Source organism: Nonomuraea thailandensis (assembly GCF_024172165.1).
In the GTDB taxonomy this organism is placed as follows: Bacteria; Actinomycetota; Actinomycetes; order Streptosporangiales; family Streptosporangiaceae; genus Nonomuraea; species Nonomuraea thailandensis.
Genome location: NZ_JAMZEB010000002.1, coordinates 10471302 through 10491845, shown reverse-complemented (window position 1 = coordinate 10491845; position 20544 = coordinate 10471302). Strand labels below are relative to the sequence as shown.

Annotated in this window: 18 protein-coding genes; 9 read left to right on the top strand and 9 right to left on the bottom strand. The window is 71.1% G+C overall.

Annotated elements, in window-relative coordinates:
* Positions 1-263: 263 nt before the first annotated feature.
* On the top strand, positions 264-2582 hold the full coding sequence (locus HD597_RS52770; RefSeq protein WP_276083249.1) for a glycoside hydrolase family 6 protein: 2319 nt from the start codon (positions 264-266) through the stop codon (positions 2580-2582).
* A gap of 125 nt (positions 2583-2707) precedes the next feature.
* On the opposite strand, the gene HD597_RS52765 is transcribed toward HD597_RS52770, so the two are convergent.
* The 5 genes from HD597_RS52765 to HD597_RS52745 form a co-directional block, all read right to left on the bottom strand.
* The gene (locus HD597_RS52765) at positions 2708-3109 is read right to left on the bottom strand and encodes a DnaJ family domain-containing protein (protein ID WP_253755324.1); all 402 of its coding nucleotides are present in this window, start codon (positions 3107-3109) and stop codon (positions 2708-2710) included.
* A 13-nt stretch (positions 3110-3122) separates the two neighbouring features.
* A complete protein-coding gene (folP, locus tag HD597_RS52760; protein ID WP_253755306.1) occupies positions 3123-4022 on the bottom strand; it encodes a dihydropteroate synthase in 900 nt (299 codons plus the stop codon).
* A 33-nt stretch (positions 4023-4055) separates the two neighbouring features.
* Positions 4056-4529, bottom strand: coding sequence for an ATP-binding protein (locus tag HD597_RS52755; protein ID WP_253755304.1), 474 nt, complete (start codon positions 4527-4529; stop codon positions 4056-4058).
* A 102-nt stretch (positions 4530-4631) separates the two neighbouring features.
* Positions 4632-5681: an NAD-dependent epimerase/dehydratase family protein gene (locus HD597_RS52750; protein ID WP_253755301.1), complete on the bottom strand. Its 1050-nt coding sequence runs from the start codon at positions 5679-5681 to the stop codon at positions 4632-4634.
* A gap of 52 nt (positions 5682-5733) precedes the next feature.
* A complete protein-coding gene (locus tag HD597_RS52745; protein ID WP_253755299.1) occupies positions 5734-6915 on the bottom strand; it encodes a zinc-dependent alcohol dehydrogenase in 1182 nt (393 codons plus the stop codon).
* A 40-nt stretch (positions 6916-6955) separates the two neighbouring features.
* On the opposite strand from HD597_RS52745, the gene HD597_RS52740 reads away from it, so the two are divergent.
* Together HD597_RS52740 and HD597_RS52735 are read left to right on the top strand one after the other, a co-directional pair.
* On the top strand, positions 6956-7234 hold the full coding sequence (locus tag HD597_RS52740) for a hypothetical protein (protein WP_253755296.1): 279 nt from the start codon (positions 6956-6958) through the stop codon (positions 7232-7234).
* A gap of 79 nt (positions 7235-7313) precedes the next feature.
* Entirely contained in the window at positions 7314-8672 is a 1359-nt protein-coding gene (locus HD597_RS52735) for a carbohydrate-binding protein (RefSeq protein ID WP_253755294.1), read from the top strand.
* A 47-nt stretch (positions 8673-8719) separates the two neighbouring features.
* Here the strand turns inward: HD597_RS52735 and ispG are convergent, their stop codons facing one another.
* Entirely contained in the window at positions 8720-9865 is a 1146-nt protein-coding gene (gene ispG, locus HD597_RS52730) for a flavodoxin-dependent (E)-4-hydroxy-3-methylbut-2-enyl-diphosphate synthase (protein WP_253755292.1), read from the bottom strand.
* Entirely contained in the window at positions 9853-11601 is a 1749-nt protein-coding gene (locus HD597_RS52725) for a 1-deoxy-D-xylulose-5-phosphate synthase (RefSeq protein ID WP_253755290.1), read from the bottom strand. Before HD597_RS52725 ends, ispG begins: the two co-directional genes overlap by 13 nt.
* A gap of 129 nt (positions 11602-11730) precedes the next feature.
* Between HD597_RS52725 and HD597_RS52720 the strand changes: the two genes are divergently transcribed.
* Genes HD597_RS52720 through HD597_RS52700 form a run of 5 tightly spaced genes read left to right on the top strand, consistent with a single transcriptional unit; the run spans position 11731 to position 18848 of the window.
* Positions 11731-12774, top strand: coding sequence for a polyprenyl synthetase family protein (locus HD597_RS52720; RefSeq protein WP_253755288.1), 1044 nt, complete (start codon positions 11731-11733; stop codon positions 12772-12774).
* A 15-nt stretch (positions 12775-12789) separates the two neighbouring features.
* Positions 12790-13728, top strand: coding sequence for a 4-hydroxy-3-methylbut-2-enyl diphosphate reductase (locus tag HD597_RS52715; protein WP_253755286.1), 939 nt, complete (start codon positions 12790-12792; stop codon positions 13726-13728).
* Between the two features lie 30 nt (positions 13729-13758).
* Entirely contained in the window at positions 13759-15174 is a 1416-nt protein-coding gene (locus HD597_RS52710) for a family 2B encapsulin nanocompartment shell protein (protein WP_253755284.1), read from the top strand.
* Between the two features lie 46 nt (positions 15175-15220).
* Positions 15221-16597 (top strand): family 2B encapsulin nanocompartment shell protein, encoded by a 1377-nt coding sequence (locus tag HD597_RS52705; protein ID WP_253755282.1) that lies wholly within the window; start codon positions 15221-15223, stop codon positions 16595-16597.
* 10 nt (positions 16598-16607) lie between these two features.
* A complete protein-coding gene (locus HD597_RS52700; protein WP_253755280.1) occupies positions 16608-18848 on the top strand; it encodes a terpene synthase family protein in 2241 nt (746 codons plus the stop codon).
* Here HD597_RS52700 and HD597_RS52695 read toward each other — a convergent pair.
* Positions 18766-19116, bottom strand: a complete 351-nt coding sequence (locus tag HD597_RS52695; protein WP_253755278.1) for an STAS domain-containing protein — start codon at positions 19114-19116, stop codon at positions 18766-18768. The two genes, HD597_RS52700 and HD597_RS52695, sit on opposite strands and share 83 nt — an antisense overlap.
* A gap of 471 nt (positions 19117-19587) precedes the next feature.
* Here HD597_RS52695 and HD597_RS52690 point away from each other — a divergent pair, with 471 nt between their 5' ends.
* Positions 19588-20064 carry a C40 family peptidase gene (locus HD597_RS52690; RefSeq protein WP_253755276.1) on the top strand — a complete coding sequence of 159 codons (477 nt, stop codon included), beginning with the start codon at positions 19588-19590 and terminating at the stop codon, positions 20062-20064.
* A gap of 146 nt (positions 20065-20210) precedes the next feature.
* Here the strand turns inward: HD597_RS52690 and HD597_RS52685 are convergent, their stop codons facing one another.
* A complete protein-coding gene (locus HD597_RS52685; protein ID WP_253755274.1) occupies positions 20211-20513 on the bottom strand; it encodes a hypothetical protein in 303 nt (100 codons plus the stop codon).
* Between the last annotated feature and the right edge of the window lie 31 nt (positions 20514-20544).

Here is a 20544-nt window from a genome sequence, read left to right as displayed (position 1 = left end):
GATTGTGGGTGCCCTCCGGCGTATGTCAACGGAATGGCGTCGCGGTAACCCTCGTGTTTCCTCTCACCAGGCTGCTCGGGATGAAAGTTTCATCCTCGTTCCGGGGCATTCAACGAGCATGCGGGGCGGTGGACACCTCGCCGGCGGAGGGCCGATTTACACAGCCTCGGCCACGGCAGACCATGGGAGCGCTCCCAGCCATCTAGTACTGGAGATGATCGCTCGTGAGACTCCACCGCGGCCTCCGCAAATGGGCCGTGACCATGACCGCCGCGAGTGTCGCGGCCTTAGGGCTCGTCGTCGGCCAGGGCACGGCCGCGAACGCCGCCGTCGCCTGCGACGTGACCTACACAGCCAACTCGTGGACGAGCAGCCCTGGTCAGGGCGGATTCACCGCGAGCATCACGTTGAAGAACACCGGCGATCCGCTGACCTCGTGGTCGCTGGCCTTCGACTACCCGACCACCGGCCAGAAGTACACCCCCACCGGCTGGGGCGCGAACTGGAGCCAGTCCGGCACGCGCGTCACCGGCACCAACATGCCGTACAACGGCAGCCTGGCCACCGGCGCGTCCGTCTCCGTCGGCTTCAACGGCACCTGGTCCGGCACCAACCCGAACCCGGAGTCGTTCAGCGTCAACAACACCACCTGCGGCGGCACGGGCCCGACCACCCCGGCGGTCGTCACCTCCTCCAGCGCGGTGGCGGTCAGCGAGGGCGGCACGGCCACGTTCACGGCCAGGCTCTCCTCCGCGCCGAGCTCGAACGTCACCGTCACCACCGCCCGCACCAGCGGTGACGCCGACCTGACCGTCACCTCCGGCGGCTCGCTCACCTTCACGCCGAGCAACTGGAACACCCCGCAGACGGTCACCCTGGCCGCCGCCCAGGACGCCGACACCACCGCGGGCACCGCCGCCTTCAGCGTCGGTGGCTCCGGCGTCACCGGCGTCACGGTCAACGCCACCGAGGTGGACGACGACGCGACCGTCGAGCAGTCGATCGTCGTGACGCCGACCGCGGTCACCGTCTCCGAGGGCTCGACCGGCACGTTCACCGCGCGCCTGGCCGCCCAGCCCAGCTCCAGCGTGACCGTCACCACGACGGCCGGCAGCGGCGACAGCAGCCTCACCGTCAGCTCCGGCGCCTCGCTCACCTTCACCACGTCGAACTGGAACACCCCGCAGACGGTCACCCTGGCCGCCGCGCAGGACACCGACACGACGAACGGCAGCCGCACCTTCACCGTCGCCTCCACCGGCCTGACCTCCCGCACGGTCACCGCCACCGAGGCCGACGACGACGGCGGCCCGAACCCCACCCACGTCGAGAACCCGTACGCCGGCGCCACCGGCTACGTGAACCCGAACTGGAGCGCCAAGGCCGCGGCCGAGCCCGGCGGCTCGGCGGTCGCCAACACCTCCACCGCCGTGTGGATGGACCGCATCGCCGCCATCGCCGGCAACGCCAACGCCATGGGCCTGCGCGCCCACCTCGACGAGGCCGTCAGGCAGGACGCCGCCAACGGCTCCGCGCCGCTGACCATCCAGGTCGTCATCTACAACCTGCCCAACCGCGACTGCTCGGCGCTGGCCTCCAACGGCGAGCTGCTCATCGCCCAGGACGGGTTCAACCGCTACAAGACCGAGTACATCGACCCGATCGCGGCCATCATGCGCGACTCCGCGTACGCCAACCTGCGCATCGTCACGATCATCGAGCCCGACTCGCTGCCGAACCTCGTCACCAACCTCAACTCCTTCGAGAAGTGCCGCGAGGCCAACGGCGCCGGCGGCTACCGCGACGGCGTCCGCTACGCCCTCAACCAGCTGCACGCCATCACCAACGTCTACACCTACATCGACGCCGCCCACCACGCCTGGCTCGGCTGGGACTCGAACTTCCAGCCCACCGTGAACCTCTTCTACGAGACCGTCGCCGCCACCACCGCCGGTGTGGACAGCGTGGACGGCTTCATCGTCAACACCGCCAACTACGGCGCCACCACCGAGCCGCACTTCACCATCAACACCACCGTCGGACCCAACAACACCTCCGTCCGCCAGTCCAAGTGGGTCGACTGGAACTGGTACGTCGACGAGCAGACCTTCTCCATCGCCCTGCGCAACGCCCTCGTCTCCAAGGGTTTCCGCTCCGGCCTCGGCATGCTGATCGACACCTCCCGCAACGGCTGGGGCGGCAGCGCCCGCCCGTCCGGCCCGAGCACCTCCACCAACGTGGACGAGTTCGTCAACCAGTCCAAGGTCGACCGCCGCATCCACGCCGGCAACTGGTGCAACCAGAGCGGCGCCGGCATGGGCGCCCGCCCGACTGCCAGCCCGGCCGCCGGCCTCGACGCCTACGTCTGGATCAAGCCTCCGGGCGAGTCCGACGGCGCCAGCCGGGACATCCCGAACGACGAGGGCAAGAAGTTCGACCGGATGTGCGACCCGACGTACACCGGCAACAGCCTCAACGGCAACAACATGTCGGGCGCCAAGGCCGACGCGCCGCTCTCGGGCCAGTGGTTCTCCGCCCAGTTCCGCGAGCTGCTCGCCAACGCCTACCCGCCCGTCAACTGAATGGACCCGGCCGGCCGGGGACCCGCCTGACCCGGGCCCCCGACCGGCCCGAGGGACCCGCCTGACCCGGGCCCCTCAGCTACCGGAAGGGGCCCGGGCATCACGCCCGGGCCCCTCTCCCGTGCTCATCGGCGTGCCTGCCGCCACTCCGAGACGATCTGCTCCACGTCGAAGGGCATGAGGTTGAGCGGCGGCCCCGGCAGGCCCGTGCGGATGGCCTTCCTGATCCGCTCGTTGATCTCCTCGACGATCTTCCGCGCCTCGGTCTCCGAGCGCGCCCCGCGCGCCTGGGCCAGCGCCTCGTCGGCGTCCTTGCGCAGCGCCAGTGTCGGCGGCAGCGGCATCGAGAGCCCTTCGCTCTCGACCTTCTGCTTGATCCACCACATCTCGTCGAGAGGCCGGCCCTCGCCCGGCAGCGGCTTGCCCCTGCCCGGCAGGTCCTCGAACTCCCCCCGCTCCTCCGCCTCCCTGATCTGCCGGTCGATCCAGCTCTCGAACGGCATCCCGACGGGCTTGCGATCGGTCACGTACGGACCCTCCTCACGCCAGGTTGTGGCTGGGGGCGACAGGGCCGCGCCACCCCAGCACGGCCTCGGTCATGCGGACGGACGCGACGGTGGCCGCCACGTCGTGCACGCGAAGGATGCGGGCCCCCTTGAGGATGGAGACCACGTTGGCGGCGATCGTGCCCTCCTTCCGCTCCCCCTGGGGCCGGTCGAGCGTCTCCCCGATGAAGTCCTTGTTGGACAGCGCGACCAGCGTCGGATAGCCGATGGCGGTGATCTCCTCCAGCCGCCGCGTCAGCTCCAGGGAGTGGAAGGTGTTCTTGTTCAGGTCGTGCCCGGGATCGATGATGATCCTGTCGGGGGCGATCCCGGCCTTCAGCGCGGCCGACACCCGCTCGCGCAGGAAGCCGGCCACCTCGCCGACCACGTCGGCGTAGCTGGGCCGGAAGACGCGCCGCCCCGGCCCGCCGAGGCTGTGGGTGACCACGACGCTGGCGCCGGTCGCGGCCGCGACGTCGGCCATGCCGGGCTCGCGCAGCCCGTTGGTGTCGTTGATGACGTCGGCGCCGGCCTCGACGGCGGCCGCCGCCACCTCGGGCCGGTGGGTGTCCACGGAGATGACGGCGTCGGTGGCGGCCCTGACCCTGGCGATGACCGGGACCACCCGGTCGATCTCCTCGGCCACCCCGATCTGCGCCTGGGCGGCGCTGAAGGCGAAGCCGCCGATGTCGACCCAGTCGGCCCCCGCGTCCACGGCCTTCGTGGCCGCCGCGACGGCGCTGTCGAGCTCGAACGTGCGCCCCTGGTCGTGGAAGGAGTTGGGGGTCCGGTTGACGATGGCCATGATGGCGACCTGGCGTTCGAAATCGAACGCGCGCCGGCCGATGCGCCGGACGGGTGAGATGATCTCAGGGGAAAGCTTCTCGCCGCTCACTCCTTGAGCCTACCTGGCAGGTGCAGGCGCAGGTCAGGCGGTGAAGCCGCCGAACGGGCGCCCGCCTGGCGCGGTGACCCTGATGCGCCGCATGCGGCCGCGGGCGTTGCGCCCGGCATGGCGCGGTAACCGCATGGTGAGCAGGACGGTGGTGCCGCTGGGCCCGGTGCGGAAGTCGGCGGCGTCGCACAGCCTGCGGATCAGGTAGATGCCCCGCCCCGTGTACGACGAGTCGGACGGCCGCTTGCCCCCGTTGACGTACGGCTCGGGGATGCCCGCACCCCGGTCACGCGTCTCGGAGCAGATGACGCCGTCCACGGTGTAGAGCTTGAATCTTCCCCACCCGCCCGCGTGCTCGACGGCGTTGACCACGCTCTCGTGGACGGCGAGCACGAAGTCGTCCAGGCGCGGCCCGTGCAGCCCGCAGGTCTCGGCGTGCTCGGCGACGACGTGACGCAGCTTGCTCACGTCCTGAAGGGTGAACGTCTGGGCGATCAAGGTACGCATGCGCTCCTCCGTGTCGTCCGACTCGACACGCAGGCCGCGCTTCAGGACCTCGCGTGGTCATTCCTCTTCCCCGGCGGACAGAACTTACACACGGTCATCTCTTTACGGACGTCCGCCAACACCCGTCGCGAGCTCGCGCACCCTCGCGACGGGACCGGCGTCGGGCGCCAGCGGCGCGGTCTCCATGCCCGCACCGTCGTGCAACCCTTCGAACAGCTCTCTCATGGCCTCCTCCGACGAGTGCCGCGGCCGCCAGCCGAGCACTTCGCGAGCCCGCTCCATCTTCATGACCGGAACCCGCAGGGCCAGCTCCAGCAGCCCCGGCGCGGCGGGGATGAGCCTGAGGTGCCAGCCCGCGGCCACGGCCGCGGTGGCCAGGCCGCGCGGGATCCGCACCGTGCGCGTGCCCAGCAGCCTGGCCAGGTCGTGCGCGTCGAGCACGGGCTCGGCGGCGAGGTTGAACGCGCCCCGCACGGGCTTGACGACCGCCAGCCGGTACGCCTGCGCGGCGTCCTCGGCGTGCAGCGCCTGCAGCCGCAGCCCGGGGATGTCGGGCACGAACGGGATCCGCCCCGCCTTGACGAGCCGCCGCGGCAGGAATGGCCCCGCGAACAGCCTGCGCTGCTCGGTGGCCGCGGCCCGCTGGAAGATGAAGCCGGGCCGCATGCGCACCACGCGGATGTTCGGGTGGTCGTGCTCGAAGACGTCGAGCACCCGCTCGACGTACGCCTTCTCCCGCCCGTACGCGGCGCCGGGCCAGCCGTGCGTGGGCCAGCTCTCGTCCACGGGCCGGTCCTTGGGCCCCGGCGAGTACGCCCCCACGGAGGAGGCGTGCACCAGCGCGGGCACCCCGGCCTCGGCGGCGGCGCGGAAGACGCGCATGCTGCCGAGGACGTTCGCCCGCCAGGTGGTGGCCGGGTCCCTGGTCGGCTGGAACAGCCACGCCAGGTGCACCACCGCGTCGGCGCCGTCGAAGATCCGCGTCAGGTCGGCGGTCGCGACGTCGGCCTGACGCCAGTCGGTGCGATCGACGCGCCAGCCGGGCAGCCGGCGGGCGACGCCGACGATCGACGTCACACCGCCGTCCGCGGCCAGCGCGCGCACCACGCTGGTGCCGACGTTCCCGGTTGCCCCCACCACCACGACTCTCATGCGTGCTCCGCTGCCCCGCCCTGGGGCGGCGAAACACTGTGAGCTGCGGACATCACGGCTGGAGCATGACCTTCACGGCGCCGTCGGCCTTCTTCTGGAACATCTCGTACGCCTGTGGCGCCTGCTCCAGCGGCATCCGGTGGGTGGTCAGGTCCATGACGCCGAGCGGGTCGGCGTCGTCGGTCACCAGCGGCATCAGCATCGGGATCCACCGCTTGACGTGGGCCTGCCCCATCCGCAGCGTGATGCCCTTGTCGAACATGCGCAGCATCGGCATGGGGTCGGTCATGCCGCCGTACACGCCGATGATCGAGATGACGCCGCCGCGCCGGACGGAGTCGATGGCCTGGTTCAGCGCCGCCAGCCGGTCCACGCCGGCGTTCGACATGAGCGGCGCGGCCATCGCGTCGGGCAGCAGCCCGGTCAGCGTCTGGGCGAGCTTGGCGGCGGGCGAGCCGTGGGCCTCCATGCCGACGGCGTCGATGACGGAGTCGGTGCCGCGCCCGGAGGTGCGCTGCCGGATCTCCTCGGGCACGTCGTGCACCTCGCTGGCGTCGACGACCTCGATGCCGTGGCGGCGGGCCATCTCCAGGCGGGTGGTGATGCCGTCCACGCCGATCACGCGGTGGCCGAGGTGGCGCGCGATGCGGGCGCACATCTGGCCGATGGGGCCGAGCCCGAAGACGGTCACGCTGCCGCCGTCGGGGATCTCCGCGTACTCGACGGCCTGCCAGGAGGTCGGCAGCACGTCCGACAGGTAGAGGAACCGCTCGTCCGGCGGCCCGTCGGGGACCCTGATCGGGCCGAACTGCGCCTCGGGCACCCGCAGGTACTCGGCCTGCCCGCCGGGCACCTGCCCGTAGAGCTTGGTGTAGCCGAACAGGGCGGCGCCCATGCCGCGCTCGCGCACCTGGGTGGTCTCGCACTGCGCGTAGAGCTCGATCCCGCACATGTGGCAGTGGCCGCACGCGATGTTGAAGGGGATCACCACGCGGTCACCGCGTTTGAGTCCGTCGACGCCGGCCCCGACCTCCTCGACGACGCCCATGGGCTCGTGCCCCAGGATGTCGCCCTCGGCCATGAACGGCCCGAGCACCTCGTACAGGTGCAGGTCGGAGCCGCAGATCCCGGTGCTGGTCACCCTGATGATGGCGTCATTGGCCTCCTTGATGGCCGGGTCGGGAACCTCCTCGACCCGTACGTCCCGTTTGCCGTGCCAGGTGACTGCTTTCATGACTGCCGCATACCCCGGCTCACCGCCCTAAACTGCGCGCATGGAACGCAGAGAGCCCACGCCGCTCACGCCCGACGAGATGGCCAGATTCCTCCCGGCGATGACGGAGTGGCTGGCCAAGGAGCTGCTGGAGAAGGGCTCGGTGCGCCTGGCCGCCCTCGACACCCCCGGCAGCCAGCGCAACTTCCAGGAGGTGGCCGGTCAGGTGAGCGCGATGCTCGGGCGACGGGTGATCACCGTGACCAGCAGCCACGGCATGACGTTCGAGTTCGCCGATCAGCAACTGCCTGAACAGCGGCGATCCGCCATAACACCGTGATAGGTGTTTTTTGATACGACCACTCCTCGTATCGGGTCCCGTACGGTGACGGCACCCCCCAAGTACGAGGAGAGTCACCATGCTCCCCAGGAAGACCCTGACGGCCGGCATCGCGTTAGCGGCCGTCGCCCTGATCACCGTCCCCGCCGTCGCCTACGCCGCGCGGCACGACGACTCGCTCTTCGAAGCGGCGCGGGCAAGCGCGTCCATCGTGGCCGATCCCCCTCCCGGCCTCGTCGACGCGCTCGCCCGCGACCTCGGCGTCACCGGCGAGCAGGCCGAGCAGCGGCTGCTGAACGAGGCCGCCGCGGCCGGGATCGAGCCCCGGCTCCGGGCCCTGCTCGGCCCGGCGTACGCCGGCGCCTGGGTGACCGGCCCCACCGCCACCCCGGTCGCCGCCACCGCCGACCCGTCGAAGGCGGCCGCCATCACGGCCGCCGGCGTCGAGGCCCGCGTGGTCACCCGCTCGCTCGACCACCTCGACCGGACCAAGGCCGCCCTCGACCAGGCCGCCGCCAAGGCCCCGGGAACCGCGCCCGTCTGGTACGTGGACGTCGTCGAGAACGCCGTGATCGTCCTGACCTCCACCCCCGCCAAGGCCACCGCCTGGGTGCGGGCCAGCGGCGCCGACGTCTCGGCCGTGCGCGTGGTGCGCTCGCAGGAGCAGCCGCAGCCCTACTACGACGTACGCGGCGGCGACGCCTACTACATCGGCTCGGGCTCGCGCTGCTCGGTCGGGTTCTCCGTGACGCGGGCCGGCTCGCAGGGCGGCTTCGTGACGGCGGGACACTGCGGCAGCACCGGCGCCACCACCACGGGCTCCAACCGGGTGGCGCAGGGCACGTTCCGCGGCTCCTCCTTCCCCGGCAACGACTACGCCTGGGTCGAGGTCAACAGCCAGTGGACCCCGGTCGGCGTGGTGAACGGCTACAGCGCCGGCATCCTGCCGGTCCGCGGCTCGACCGTGGCCCAGCCCGGCTCGTCGATCTGCCGCTCCGGCTCGACCACCCAGTGGCGCTGCGGCTCGGTGCAGCAGCTCAACACCAGCGTCACCTACCCGCAGGGCACGGTCAGCGGCGTCACCAGGACCAGCGTCTGCGCCGAGCCCGGCGACTCGGGCGGCTCGTTCATCTCCGGTGACCAGGCCCAGGGCGTGACGTCGGGCGGCTCGGGCAACTGCGGCTCGGGCGGTACGACGTACTTCCAGCCGGTCAACGAGATCCTCTCGACGTACGGGCTGACCCTGGCCACCCAGGGCGGCGGGCCTTCGCCGACCATCACGCCGACGAACCCGGGCGGCACGTGGGCGCCCGGCACGACGTACGCGGCCGGCGCCACCGTCACCTACGGCGGGGCGACGTACCGGTGCCTGCAGGGCCACACCTCGCAGACCGGCTGGGAACCGCCGAACGTGCCCGCACTCTGGCAGCGCGTCTGAGCAGCGGGGCCCGAGCAGCGCCTGCGCAGCACGCCTGGACTGCGCGCCTAGACAGAGCCCCCAGGCTGGGGAGCCCCCTCCCCGGCCTGGGCCTCCCGCTCCTCGGCCAGGCGCATGGCCTCCTCGACCAGCGTCTCCACGATCCGCGACTCGGGCACCGTCTTGACCACCTCGCCCTTGACGAAGATCTGGCCCTTGCCGTTGCCCGAGGCCACACCCAGGTCGGCCTCCCGGGCCTCGCCCGGGCCGTTGACCACGCAGCCCATGACGGCCACCCGCAGCGGATGCGGGAACCCGTCGAGCGCGGCCGTCACCCGGTCGGTCAGCGTGTAGACGTCCACCTGGGCCCGCCCGCACGACGGGCAGGAGACGATCTCCAGCCGCCGCTCCCGCAAGCCCAGCGACTCCAGGATCCCGATGCCGACCTTGACCTCCTCCACGGGAGGCGCGGACAGCGACACCCTGATCGTGTCGCCGATCCCCTCGTCGAGCAGCACCCCGAAGGCCACCGCCGACTTGACCGTGCCCTGCATGAGCGGCCCGGCCTCGGTCACGCCCAGGTGCAGCGGGTAGTCGCAGCGCGCGGCCAGCAGCCGGTAGGCGGCCACCATCACCTGCGGGTCGTGGTGCTTGACCGAGATCTTGATGTCGCGGAACCCGTGCTCCTCGAAGAGCGAGCACTCCCACAGCGCCGACTCCACCAGCGCCTCGGGCGTGGCCCTGCCGTGCCTGGCCAGCAGCCGCGGGTCGAGCGAGCCGGCGTTCACCCCGATCCTGATCGGCACGCCGCTGCCGGCCGCCGCCCTGGCGATCTCGCCCACCCTGTCGTCGAACCTCTTGATGTTGCCGGGATTGACCCGCACCCCCGCGCACCCGGCGTCGATCGCGGCGAAGACGTACTTGGGCTGGAAGTGGATGTCGGCGATGACGGGGAGCTGCGATCTGCGCGCGATGTCGGGGAGCGCGTCGGCGTCGTCCTGCGACGGCACCGCCACCCTGACGATCTGGCAGCCGGCCGCGGTCAGCTCGGCGATCTGCTGCAGCGTGGCGTCGACGTCGGCCGTGACCGTCGTGGTCATCGACTGCACCGGGACGGGGGCGTCGCCGCCGACCGGCACGTTGCCCACCATGACCTGCCGGGAGACCCGCCTGGGGCGGCGGACGGACGGAAGGCCCAGCTCTACAGCGGCCATCTGTTCAGCTCCTTTCTGACGGCGTACGCGATGCCCTGGCCGGTCAGCCCGGCCTCGGCGAGCAGCTCGGCGCGGCTGCCCTGGCCGATGAACTCGCACGGCAGGCCCAGGTTGAGCACGTGCTGGCCGGGCACGCAGACCTGCCGCACCAGCGCCCCGGCCCCCGAGGCGGCGATGCCGTCCTCGACCGTGACGACCAGCCGGATGCCGCACAGGGCCTTGCGCAGATCCGCGGAGACCGGGATGACCCAGCGCGGGTCGACCACGGTCACGCCGAGGCCGGCGGCCGACAACATGGCGGCGGCGCTCAGGCACGGCTCGGCCATCGGCCCGATGGCCACCAGCAGCACGTCCTGGCCGGTGGAGGAGAGCACGTCCACGTCGCCGACGCTGCCGGCGGGCGGGATCTCCGCGCCCACGGCGGCCTTGGGGAAGCGCAGCGCGGTGGGGCCGTCGTGCTCCACCGCCTCCTCCAGCAGCTCCGACAGCCGCACCGCGTCACGCGGGGCGGCCACCCGCATGCCGGGCACCATGGCCAGCGCCGCGAGGTCCCACATGCCGTGGTGGCTGGGCCCGTCGGGGCCGGTGATCCCGGCCCGGTCGAGCACCAGCGTGACGGGCAGCCGGTGCAGGGCGACGTCCATCAGCACCTGGTCGATGGCGCGGTTGAGGAAGGTGGCGTAGACGGCGACCACCGGATGCAGGCCGCTCATGGCCAGGCCGGCGGCCGAGGCCAGCGCGTGCTGCTCGGCGATGCCGACGTCGAACATGCGCTCGGGGAAGAGCCGGCCGAACTCGGCCAGCCCCGTCGGGCCCGGCATGGCCGCGGTGATGGCGACCACGTCGCGGCGCCGCTCGCCGAGCGAGCACAGGTGGTGGGCGAAGGCGTGCGTCCAGGTGCTGGTGCGCGGCGACAACGGCCGCCCGGTCGCCGGGTCGGTGACCGGGATCGCGTGCAGGTGCTCGTCGAGATCCTGCTCGGCGGGCTCGTAGCCGCTGCCCTTGCGGGTCAGGCAGTGGATCACCACCGGCTCGCGCAGCTCGCGGGCCGTCCGCATGGCCTGCTCCAGCGCCTCGATGTCGTGCCCGTCCACGGGGCCGAGGTAGCGCAGCCCGAGGCTCTCGAAGACGGTGACGCCGGGGGCGGCGCGCAGCCGGCCGAGATGGTCGGCGCAGCCGCCGACCGTGGGGGCGTAGGAGCGGCCGTTGTCGTTGAGCACGACGACGACCGGCCGGTGCCGGGCCGCGCCCAGGTTGTTGAGCGCCTCCCAGGCGACGCCGCCGGTCAGCGCGCCGTCACCGACCACCGCGACCACCGCCCGCGCGTCGACGCCGGCGATCCTGCGCGCCTTGGCCATGCCGTCGGCGTAGGACAGCGCGGTGGAGGCGTGCGAGCTGGCCAGGTGGTCGTGGGGGGACTCCTCCCTGCTGGGGTAGCCGCTCAGGCCGCCCCGGCAGCGCAGCGTGCCGAAGCCGTCGCGGCGGCCGGTGAGGATCTTGTGGACGTACGCCTGGTGGCCGGTGTCGAACACGATCACGTCGTCGGGCGACCTGAACACCCGGTGCAGCGCGATCGTGATCTCCACGATGCCGAGGTTGGAGCCGAGGTGACCGCCTCTGGCGCTCACCTTGTCGATCAGGAAGTCGCGGATCTCGCGGGCCAGCCCGGGAAGCAGCTCGGCTGGCAGGGACCGCAGGTCATCGGGGGTTGAGACGTAGGGCAGCAGGGTCTTCATGACATCCCCAAAGGTGGGACTGCTGTGGCAAAAGAAAGCTTGAGCCCGCAAAAGACACTTTACACGCTCCGTATTCAATGAGTAACTAGGGGTAGTGACCGACTGACAGAAGGAGCCGCGCGAATGCCGGTGAGCTTCACTCAGCCTTCCCTTGGCTCACGCATAGACCGGCGGCTGAGCGGATTCCTCGACGCCTGGCGCAATCCCGTCTGCGACCCGGGCGTGGAGGCCGCGTACGGCCTGCTGGCCGACTTCATCCTCGGCGGCGGCAAGCGCGTGCGCCCGCAGCTGTGTTACTGGGGCTGGCGCGGCGCCGGCGGCGACGACTGCGAGGAGATCATCAGCGCCGCCGCCGCCCTGGAGCTGTGCCACGCCGGGCTGCTCATCCACGACGACATCATGGACGGCAGCCAGCTCCGCCGCGGGCAGGCCACCGTGCACAGGAGTCTGACGGACCTGCACCGGGGGCCCGGCGCGGAGGCGTTCGGGAGGGCGGGCGGCATCCTGCTGGGGACGCTCAGCCTGGCCTGGTCGGATGCGCTGCTGTCGTCGTGCGGGGTGGAGGCGGCACGGCTGCGTGCCGCCCACCACCTGTTCGACGCGATGCGCACCGAGGTCATCAGCGGCCAGTACCTCGACGTCCTGGCCCAGCTCCGCTCGGGCGCGACCGAGGCCGAGGCGCTGACGGTCATCCGCTACAAGAGCGCCAAGTACACCGTCGAGCGGCCGCTGCAGATCGGCGGCGCGCTGGCCGGCGCCTCACCCGAGCTGCTGGAGGCGTACTCCCGGTTCGGGGTGCCGCTGGGTGAGGCGTTCCAGCTCCGTGACGACGTGCTGGGCACGTTCGGCTCGTCGTCGGAGACCGGCAAGTCGGCTCTCGACGACCTGCGCGAGGGCAAGCAGACCGTGATGTACGCCTACGCCGTGCAGAACGCCTCCCCCGCGCAGCTCGGCCACCTGAGGGCCTGGCACGGCAACCCGGAGCTGACCGAGGAGCGCGCCGCCGAGGTGCGGCAGGTGCTCACCGACACCGGAGCGCTGGCCCGGGTCGAGGAAATGATCGAACAACGCGTGCGCGAGGCCATGACCGCGCTGGCCGAGGCCCAGATCAAGCCCGAGGCCGCCACGGTGCTGGCCACGATGGCCGACCAGCTCGCGCACCGCACCAAGTGAGGGGCGTCTTCCACCATGGGACAGGTACTACTCGCGGCTCCGCGCGGCTACTGCGCGGGCGTCGAACGCGCGATCATCACGGTGGAGGAGGCGCTCAGGCGCTTCGGGTCCCCCGTCTACGTGCGCAAGCAGATCGTTCACAACACGTTCGTGGTCGACGACCTGAGCCGCCGCGGCGCGATCTTCGTCGACGAGCTCGACGAGGTGCCCGACGGCGCGCTGGTCGTCTTCTCCGCCCACGGCGTCTCGCCCGCGGTGAAGCAGGAGGCGGCGCGGCGCGGGCTGCGGACCATCGACGCCACCTGCCCGCTGGTCACGAAGGTGCACAAGGAGGCCGTGCGGATGGCCGAGGCGGGCTTCGAGATCGTGCTCATCGGCCACGCGGAGCACGAGGAGGTCGAGGGCACGCTCGGCGAGGCCCCCGAGCGCATCCACGTCATGGACCCGGCCTCCCCCGGCGAGGTGAGGACCGGCTCCAGGCGGCTGAGCTGGCTGTCGCAGACCACGCTGGCCGTGGACGAGACCCTCCAGGCCGTCGAGAAGCTGCGCGAACGCCACCCCGACCTGGTCGACCCGCCCAGCGACGACATCTGTTACGCCAGCCAGAACCGCCAGGAGGCGATCACCAGCATCGCGCCCCGCTGCGAGCTGGTCATCGTCGTCGGCTCCGCCAACTCCTCCAACTCCCAGCGGCTGGTGGACGTCGCGCTGAACGCGGGCGCGGGTGCGGCCTACCTGGTCGACCGGGCGGCGCACGCCGACGAGCGCTGGCTCGACGGCGTGCGGACCGTCGGGGTGAGCTCCGGCGCCTCGGTGCCGGAGGGGCTGGTCGCCGAGTTACTGGACTGGCTCGCCGCCCGCGGGTTCGCCGACGTGCAGCCGGTGACCGTGACCGAGGAGACCCTGACCTTCTCCCTTCCGCTCGAACTCCGCTCCAACCGCAAGCCGGGCTAGGGCCCGCACCGAGATTGGTGGTGCAGCACGATGACCGAAACGACCCACTCGACCGCGCCTGAGAACGGCAACGGCAACGGGCAGCTGAGCCTCAGCACCGAGGCCGCCAAGCAACTGGCGACGACCACCAAGACTCCGCCGCAGATGCAGGAGATCACCACCCGCTGGCTGCTGAAGCTGCTGCCGTGGGTGCAGTGCTCCGGCGGTGTGTTCCGGGTGAACCGGCGGCTGACGTACACGCTGGGCGATGGCCGGATCACCTTCACCACCACAGGCGCCGAGGTCCGGGTGATCCCCGCCGAGTTGACGGAGCTGCCGATGTTGCGCGGCTTCGACGACATGGAGGTGCTCGAAGCCCTGGCCGACCGCTTCACCCAGCGCGAGGTGGAGACGGATGAGGAGATCGTCTCCGAGGGCGGCGAGGTGGACCAGCTCGTGCTGATCGCGCACGGCCGCGTGGCCAAGGTGGGGCGCGGCGCGTACGGTGACGACCAGAACCTGGGCGTGCTGGCCGACGGCGACTACCTCGGCGAGCAGGCGCTGGTCCAGGGCGGCCAGTTCGAGTACAGCGCGCGGGCCAGGACGGCCACCACCGTGCTCACGCTGTCCAGGCAGGACTTCGAGCAGATCGCCGAGCAGGCGCCGGCGCTGCGCGAGCACATCGAGGCCTGGCGCACCAGCGGCGACCGCGACCAGAACGACTACGGCGAGGCCGCGATCAACATGTCGTCCGGCCACGTCGGCGAGGCCGTGCTGCCCGGCACGTTCGTGGACTACGAGCAGTCCCCGCGCGAGTACGAGCTGAGCGTCGCCCAGACCGTGCTGCGCGTGCACAGCCGGGTCTCCGACCTGTACAACCAGCCGATGAGCCAGCTCGACCAGCAGCTCCGCCTCACGGTCGAGGCGCTGCGCGAGCGCCAGGAGCACGAGCTGATCAACAACAAGGAGTTCGGCCTGCTGCACAACGCCGACTTCGGCCAGCGCATCCGCACCCGCTCGGGCCCGCCCTCCCCCGACGACCTCGACGACCTGCTGTCCACGGTGTGGAAGGACCCCTCGTTCTTCCTGGCGCACCCGCAGGCCATCGCGGCCTTCGGCCGGGAGTGCAGCAAGCGCGGCATCTACCCGCAGTCCACCGAGGTCGGCGGGCACCGGGTGCCGGCCTGGCGGGGCGTGCCGATCTTCCCGTGCAACAAGATCCCGGTCAGCAACACGCGCACGACGTCGTTCATGCTCATGCGGACCGGACAGGAGAACCAGGGCGTCGTCGGCCTGCACCAGACCGGCATCCCCGACGAGTACCAGCCCAGCCTGTCGGTCCGGTTCATGAACATCAACGAGAGGGCCGTCATCTCCTACCTGGTCAGCGCCTACTACTCGGCCGCCGTCCTGGTGCCGGACGCGCTCGGCGTGCTGGAGGACGTCGAGCTCGGCAGGAACGGCTGACCTGACCCCGCTCTCGTCCGTCCGGCCCCACGGAACGGTGGTGACCATGTCATTGGAGTCCGAACAGCGGCTGAGCCTCGGCACCGGGGCGGCGCGGCGTCTCGCCACGACGACCAAGACCCCTCCGCAGATGCGGGAGATCTCCCCCCGCTGGCTGCTCAGGGTGCTGCCGTGGGTGAGCGTCGCGGGCGCGGTCTACCGGGTGAACCGGCGGCTGACGTACCAGGTCGGCGGCGGCCGGGTCGGCTTCTCCAACTCCGGGGCCCGGCTGCGCGTGGCGCCGCCGAGCCTGACGGAGCTGCCGCCGCTGCACGGGCTGGCGGACGAGCGCGTGCTCGACACCCTGGCGGGGCTGTTCGAGCAGCGGGAGTTCGCCCCCGGTGACACGATCGTGCGGGCCGGGCGGCCGGCGCGGGAGCTGATCCTCGTCGCCCACGGGAAGGTGGACAGGCTCCAGGAGGGCGCGTACGGCGACCGTGTCCTGCTCGGCTCGCTGGCCGGCGGGGACCACGCGGGCGCCGACCTGCCCGCGGACGGCGAGGTGTGGGCGTACACGCTGGAGGCCGGCACCGCGTGCACGGTGCTGGCCCTGCCGTGGGAGGAGTTCCACGCGGCGACCAGCCAGTCGCCGGCGCTGCGCGCCCAGCTCGACCGTTACCGCGCCCGCCGGGCGAGGCCGCGGAACAAGTGGGGGGAGGCCGAGATCGTCACGGCCGCCGGGCACGGGGGTGAGCCCGTGCTGCCCGGCACGTTCGCCGACTACGACCCGGGGCCGCGCGAGTACGAGCTGAGCGTGTCGCAGACCGTGCTGCGGGTGCACACCAGGGTCGCCGACCTGTACAACCAGCCGATGAGCCAGCAGGAGGAGCAGCTCCGGCTGACCATCCAGGCCGTGCGCGAGTCGCAGGAGCGCGAGCTGATCAACAACCGCGACTTCGGGCTGCTGCACCAGGCCGACCCCGGCCAGCGGCTCTACACCAGAGACGGCCCGCCGGGCCCCGCCGACCTCGACGAGCTGCTGTGCCGCAGGAAGAGGTCGCGCTGCTTCCTGGCCCATCCGCTGGCCATCGCCGCCTTCCACCGGGAGTGCAGCGCCAGGGGCGTCTACCCCGACAGCGTCGAGCTCGACGGCTCCCGGCTGACCGCGTGGCGCGGCGTGCCCATCCTGCCGTGCGACAAGATCCCGATCAGCCGCCACGGCACGAGCACGATCCTCGTCATGCGCACGGGCGAGGAGGACCAGGGGGTCGTGGGCCTGTACCAGAGCGGCGTGCCCGGCGGGCGCGAGCCGGGGCTCAGCGTGAAGTTCACCGGGATCGACGCCAGAGCCGTCGCGTCGTACCAGGTCAGCGCCTACTACTCGGCCGCGGTCCTGGTGCCGGACGCGCTCGGGGCGCTGGAGAACGTCGAGGTACACAGGTAAGGGAGTGATGATGTCCCAGCCGTTCGAACTGCCGGACTTCTACGTGCCGTACCCGGCCCGGCTCAACCCGCATCTTGAGGAGGCTCGCGCGCACTCCAAGCAGTGGGCTCGCGACATGGGCATGCTGGAGGGCTCCGGCGTCTGGGAGGAGGCCGATCTCGACGCCCACGACTACGCGTTGATGTGCGCCTACACCCATCCCGACTGCGACGCCGTGGAGCTGGGCCTGATCACCGACTGGTACGTCTGGGTCTTCTTCTTCGACGACCACTTCCTGGAGGTCTTCAAACGCACCGGCGACCTGCGGGGCGGCAAGGCGTACCTGAGCCGGCTGGCCCGTTTCATGCCGATGGGCGCCGACCTGACCGTGCCCGAGCCGGCCAACCCGGTCGAGGCGGGCCTGGCCGATCTGTGGCCGCGCACGGTGCCCAGCATGTCCTTGGACTGGCGGAGCCGCTTCGCGGAGAGCACGCGCAACCTGCTGAACGAGTCTCTCTGGGAGCTGGCCAACATCAACAGCGGCCGGGTGGCGAACCCGGTGGAGTACATCGAGATGCGCCGCAAGGTCGGCGGCGCGCCGTGGTCGGCGGGGCTCGTCGAGCACGCCGTGCGCGCCGAGGTGCCGGCCGGGCTCGCGGCCACGCGGCCGCTGCGGGTGCTCAAGGACTCCTTCTCCGACGCCGTGCACCTGCGCAACGACCTGTTCTCCTACCAGCGGGAGGTGAGCGACGAGGGCGAGCTGAGCAACGGGGTGCTGGTGCTGGAGAAGTTCCTCGGCTGCACCACGCAGGAGGCCGCCGACGCGGTCAACGACCTGCTGACCTCGCGGATGCAGCAGTTCGAGCACACGGCGGTCTTCGAGCTGGGGCCCTTGTTCGTGGAGCACGCCGTCGATCCGCTCAGCGCGGCCGACGTGCTGACCTACGTCAAGGGGCTGCAGGACTGGCAGTCGGGCGGGCACGAGTGGCACCTGCGCTCCAGCCGCTACATGAACGAGCGGGCGCGGGCCACTCGGCCGCTGGGCATGTCGTCGCTGGTCGACCTGCTGGGGGCCAAGCGGCTGCGGAACTTCGCGCACGTGCCGTACCAGCGGGTGGGGCCGTCGGTGATTCCCGAGCTGCACGTGCCGTTCGACCTGAAGCTCTCGCCCCATCTGGACGCCGCCCGGCGCGACGTCGTGGCCTGGTGCGCGGCGATGGGCATGCTGGAGCCGCAGAACGGGATGGCGGGGCCGGCGGTGTGGGACGAGGCCAGGCTGATCGACATCGACCTGCCGCTGTGCGCGGCGGGCCTGCATCCGGACGCCTCACCGGAGGAGCTGGACCTGGCCTCGCGCTGGCTGGCCTGGGGCACGTACGGGGACGACTACTTCCCGGTCGTCTTCGGCCGGTCGCGTAACCTGTCGGCGGCCAAGGTGACGGTGGACAGGTTCGGGCTGTTCATGCCGCTCGACGGCGCCCTTCCACCGTCCCCCGCGAACGCGCTGGAGCGGGGCCTGGCCGACGTGTGGGCGCGGACGGCGGGGCCGATGCCGCCCGAGGGCCGGGCCAGGCTGCGCGCGGCGGTCGAGGAGATGTGCGCGGGCTGGCTGTGGGAGCTGGCCAACGAGATCGCCCGCCACGTCCCCGACCCGGTGGACTACATGGAGATGCGCAGGGCGACCTTCGGCTCCCAGCTCACGATGAGCCTGTGCCGGCTGCGGCACTCGAAGGGGATACCGGAGGAGTTCTACGCCAGCGGGCCGGTGGTGGCGCTGGAGAACGCGATGATGGACGCCGGGACGCTGGTCAACGACGTGTTCTCGTACCAGAAGGAGATCGAGTTCCAGGGCGAGGTGCACAACTGCGTGCTGGTGGTGCAGAGCTTCTTCGACTGCGACTACCCGACGGCGCTCGGCATCGTCAGGGACCTTCAGGAGTCGCGGGTGCGGCAGTTCCAGCACCTCGTCGAGCACGAACTGCCGGTCGTCTGCGACGACTTCGGCCTCGACGCCGACGCGCGCCGCGACGTGGACGCGTACGTGAGCGAGCTGCACAACTGGCTGGCCGGGATCTTCAACTGGCACCGCGACTGCTTCCGCTACGACGAGCCGACGCTGCTGCGCCACCACCTCCCGTCGCGCTGGCGGCTCGCCGGGCCCAGCGGCCTGGGCACCTCGGCGGCCGTGATCAGCCCTGCAGGGGCGCGTGGTGGGCCCTGGGCTGGTAGAACCAGCCCATCATGCGCAGGAGTCTCCGCTGGTACGGGGTGACGTTGTGCAGGCGGATCCACCGCTGTGAAGGAGGCAGGGTGGGCATGACGAGCACGCGCATGCCCGAGATGTCGATGAAGCTCAGCTCTCCGGTGTCCACCACGACGTAGGCGCCGGGGCTCCGGCAGCCGGCCAGCGTGGTGGCCAGCGCGGGGCTGTTGGAGGCGTCGATCTCGCCGATGAGCGCGACGGCCGGCGCCCCTGGCGCCGTCACCATCACGATGGTCAGCTGCCTGTCCTGGTAGAGCAGCCGCTCGTGGACGCTCATGCTCCTGGCACCCCCCAACACGCGCTCTTGGGGGTCGTCCTGCCTGCCGATCCGGGATGGCCGCCGGCATGTGCCGCCGGTGGTTGACCCGAGTCCAGATTACACGACAGATGTTTGACGATGTAATTTTCGTGGGAAAATGACCGATTTTTCGGACAATCCTGAACATCTCCGTCAGGCGGCTCCAGTCAAGCACCGGCACGCCCGTCGTACGCCAGGCCGCGGCGGGCTTGCCGTGGATCTCCCGAAGGGCGACCTGCGCCGCCAGCCTCTCACGACTCGCAACCAAATAGCACGAAATATCCGCTTATTGTGCGTGCGATGAGATGGCGTTTTATCGCAATGGAAGCGAGAAAAAGACGCAGAAAAGACAACTGCCTACAGGTCGGCCGTCATGCCCCCGGACGCCGCTCGGAACGGGAGCGCTGATATGCCATGAGAAAGAAAGGGATCAGACAGATAATCGCGGCGGTGTGCACGACCGTGCTCGTCGCCTGGCCGGCGTCGGCGATGGCGGCGTCCGCGTCAGGGAGCATCGCGCTGAGGGCCGCGCTGGAGATGATCGGAGTGCCCTACTCGTGGGGCGGAGGCGGGGTGCACGGGCCCGGCTACGGCATCGGGCGGGGTGCCAGGACCAAGGGGTTCGACTGCTCGGGGCTGGCCGAGTACGCCTACGCGAGGGCGGGGATCCTCATCGGCACGACCACGACGGAGCAGTGGCGCTCGGGTGTGCGGGTGGCCCAGGAGGTGGTGGAGCCGGGGGATCTGGTCTTCTACGACAACGACCCGAAGCGGCCCGGGCCCGAGCACGTGGGGCTGGCCCTGGACGGCGAGCGCATGGTGCACGCGCCCCACACCGGTGCGCTCGTGCGGATCGACTCGCTCGACAGGCCGGACCTGCTCGGCGTGGTGCGGCCTGACCTGGGTCGCGGCCATGTGGAGGAGTGAGCCGGCTGCCTGCCGCACGTCCCCTCGGGCGCTCCTCACCCGAAGCGCGCCGGGAGGACGTACGGCCGCCGTTCTTCCAGATGTCCGGGAAACCGTGCCGTGGTCTCGCGAGTCACCACGGCCGGCTTTCCCGCTCACCTGCTGTGCTACTCGGCCTTGGCCTGGCCGTTCTCGATGTCGGTGTCCTTGTTGTGGTTACCGACGGAAGGCTGGTTGTTGTTCAGCGCCTGCAGGTCGAGCTCGTCGATGATGTTGATGATCTCGACCTCGAGGTCGTTGACCGAGTGGTTGAGCACGTTGTTCAGCGCGTCGTCGATGATCTGGAACTGCGACAGCAGGGCCTGGCCCTTGTTGTTCGGGTTGGGGCCGACGCCTGCGGACGCGGCGGAGGCGGTGAACCCGAAGGCGGCGGCCGCGACGACGGCACCGGCCAGAATACGACGGATCATTTTTTGCTTTCCTCCATGGATCGGCGCGGGG

What these genes read in the sequence shown, in the direction of transcription:
- HD597_RS52710 (WP_253755284.1), top strand. Translation starts at nt 13,759, where the DNA reads ATGACCGAAACGACCCACTCGACCGCGCCTGAGAACGGCAACGGCAAC.
- ispG (WP_253755292.1), bottom strand. Translation starts at nt 9,865, where the DNA reads ATGGCCGCTGTAGAGCTGGGCCTTCCGTCCGTCCGCCGCCCCAGGCGG.
- HD597_RS52700 (WP_253755280.1), top strand. Translation starts at nt 16,608, where the DNA reads ATGTCCCAGCCGTTCGAACTGCCGGACTTCTACGTGCCGTACCCGGCC.
- HD597_RS52740 (WP_253755296.1), top strand. Translation starts at nt 6,956, where the DNA reads ATGGAACGCAGAGAGCCCACGCCGCTCACGCCCGACGAGATGGCCAGA.
- HD597_RS52750 (WP_253755301.1), bottom strand. Translation starts at nt 5,681, where the DNA reads ATGAGAGTCGTGGTGGTGGGGGCAACCGGGAACGTCGGCACCAGCGTG.
- HD597_RS52725 (WP_253755290.1), bottom strand. Translation starts at nt 11,601, where the DNA reads ATGAAGACCCTGCTGCCCTACGTCTCAACCCCCGATGACCTGCGGTCC.
- HD597_RS52735 (WP_253755294.1), top strand. Translation starts at nt 7,314, where the DNA reads ATGCTCCCCAGGAAGACCCTGACGGCCGGCATCGCGTTAGCGGCCGTC.
- HD597_RS52755 (WP_253755304.1), bottom strand. Translation starts at nt 4,529, where the DNA reads ATGCGTACCTTGATCGCCCAGACGTTCACCCTTCAGGACGTGAGCAAG.
- HD597_RS52715 (WP_253755286.1), top strand. Translation starts at nt 12,790, where the DNA reads ATGGGACAGGTACTACTCGCGGCTCCGCGCGGCTACTGCGCGGGCGTC.
- HD597_RS52685 (WP_253755274.1), bottom strand. Translation starts at nt 20,513, where the DNA reads ATGATCCGTCGTATTCTGGCCGGTGCCGTCGTCGCGGCCGCCGCCTTC.
- HD597_RS52745 (WP_253755299.1), bottom strand. Translation starts at nt 6,915, where the DNA reads ATGAAAGCAGTCACCTGGCACGGCAAACGGGACGTACGGGTCGAGGAG.
- HD597_RS52695 (WP_253755278.1), bottom strand. Translation starts at nt 19,116, where the DNA reads ATGAGCGTCCACGAGCGGCTGCTCTACCAGGACAGGCAGCTGACCATC.
- HD597_RS52770 (WP_276083249.1), top strand. Translation starts at nt 264, where the DNA reads ATGACCGCCGCGAGTGTCGCGGCCTTAGGGCTCGTCGTCGGCCAGGGC.
- HD597_RS52705 (WP_253755282.1), top strand. Translation starts at nt 15,221, where the DNA reads ATGTCATTGGAGTCCGAACAGCGGCTGAGCCTCGGCACCGGGGCGGCG.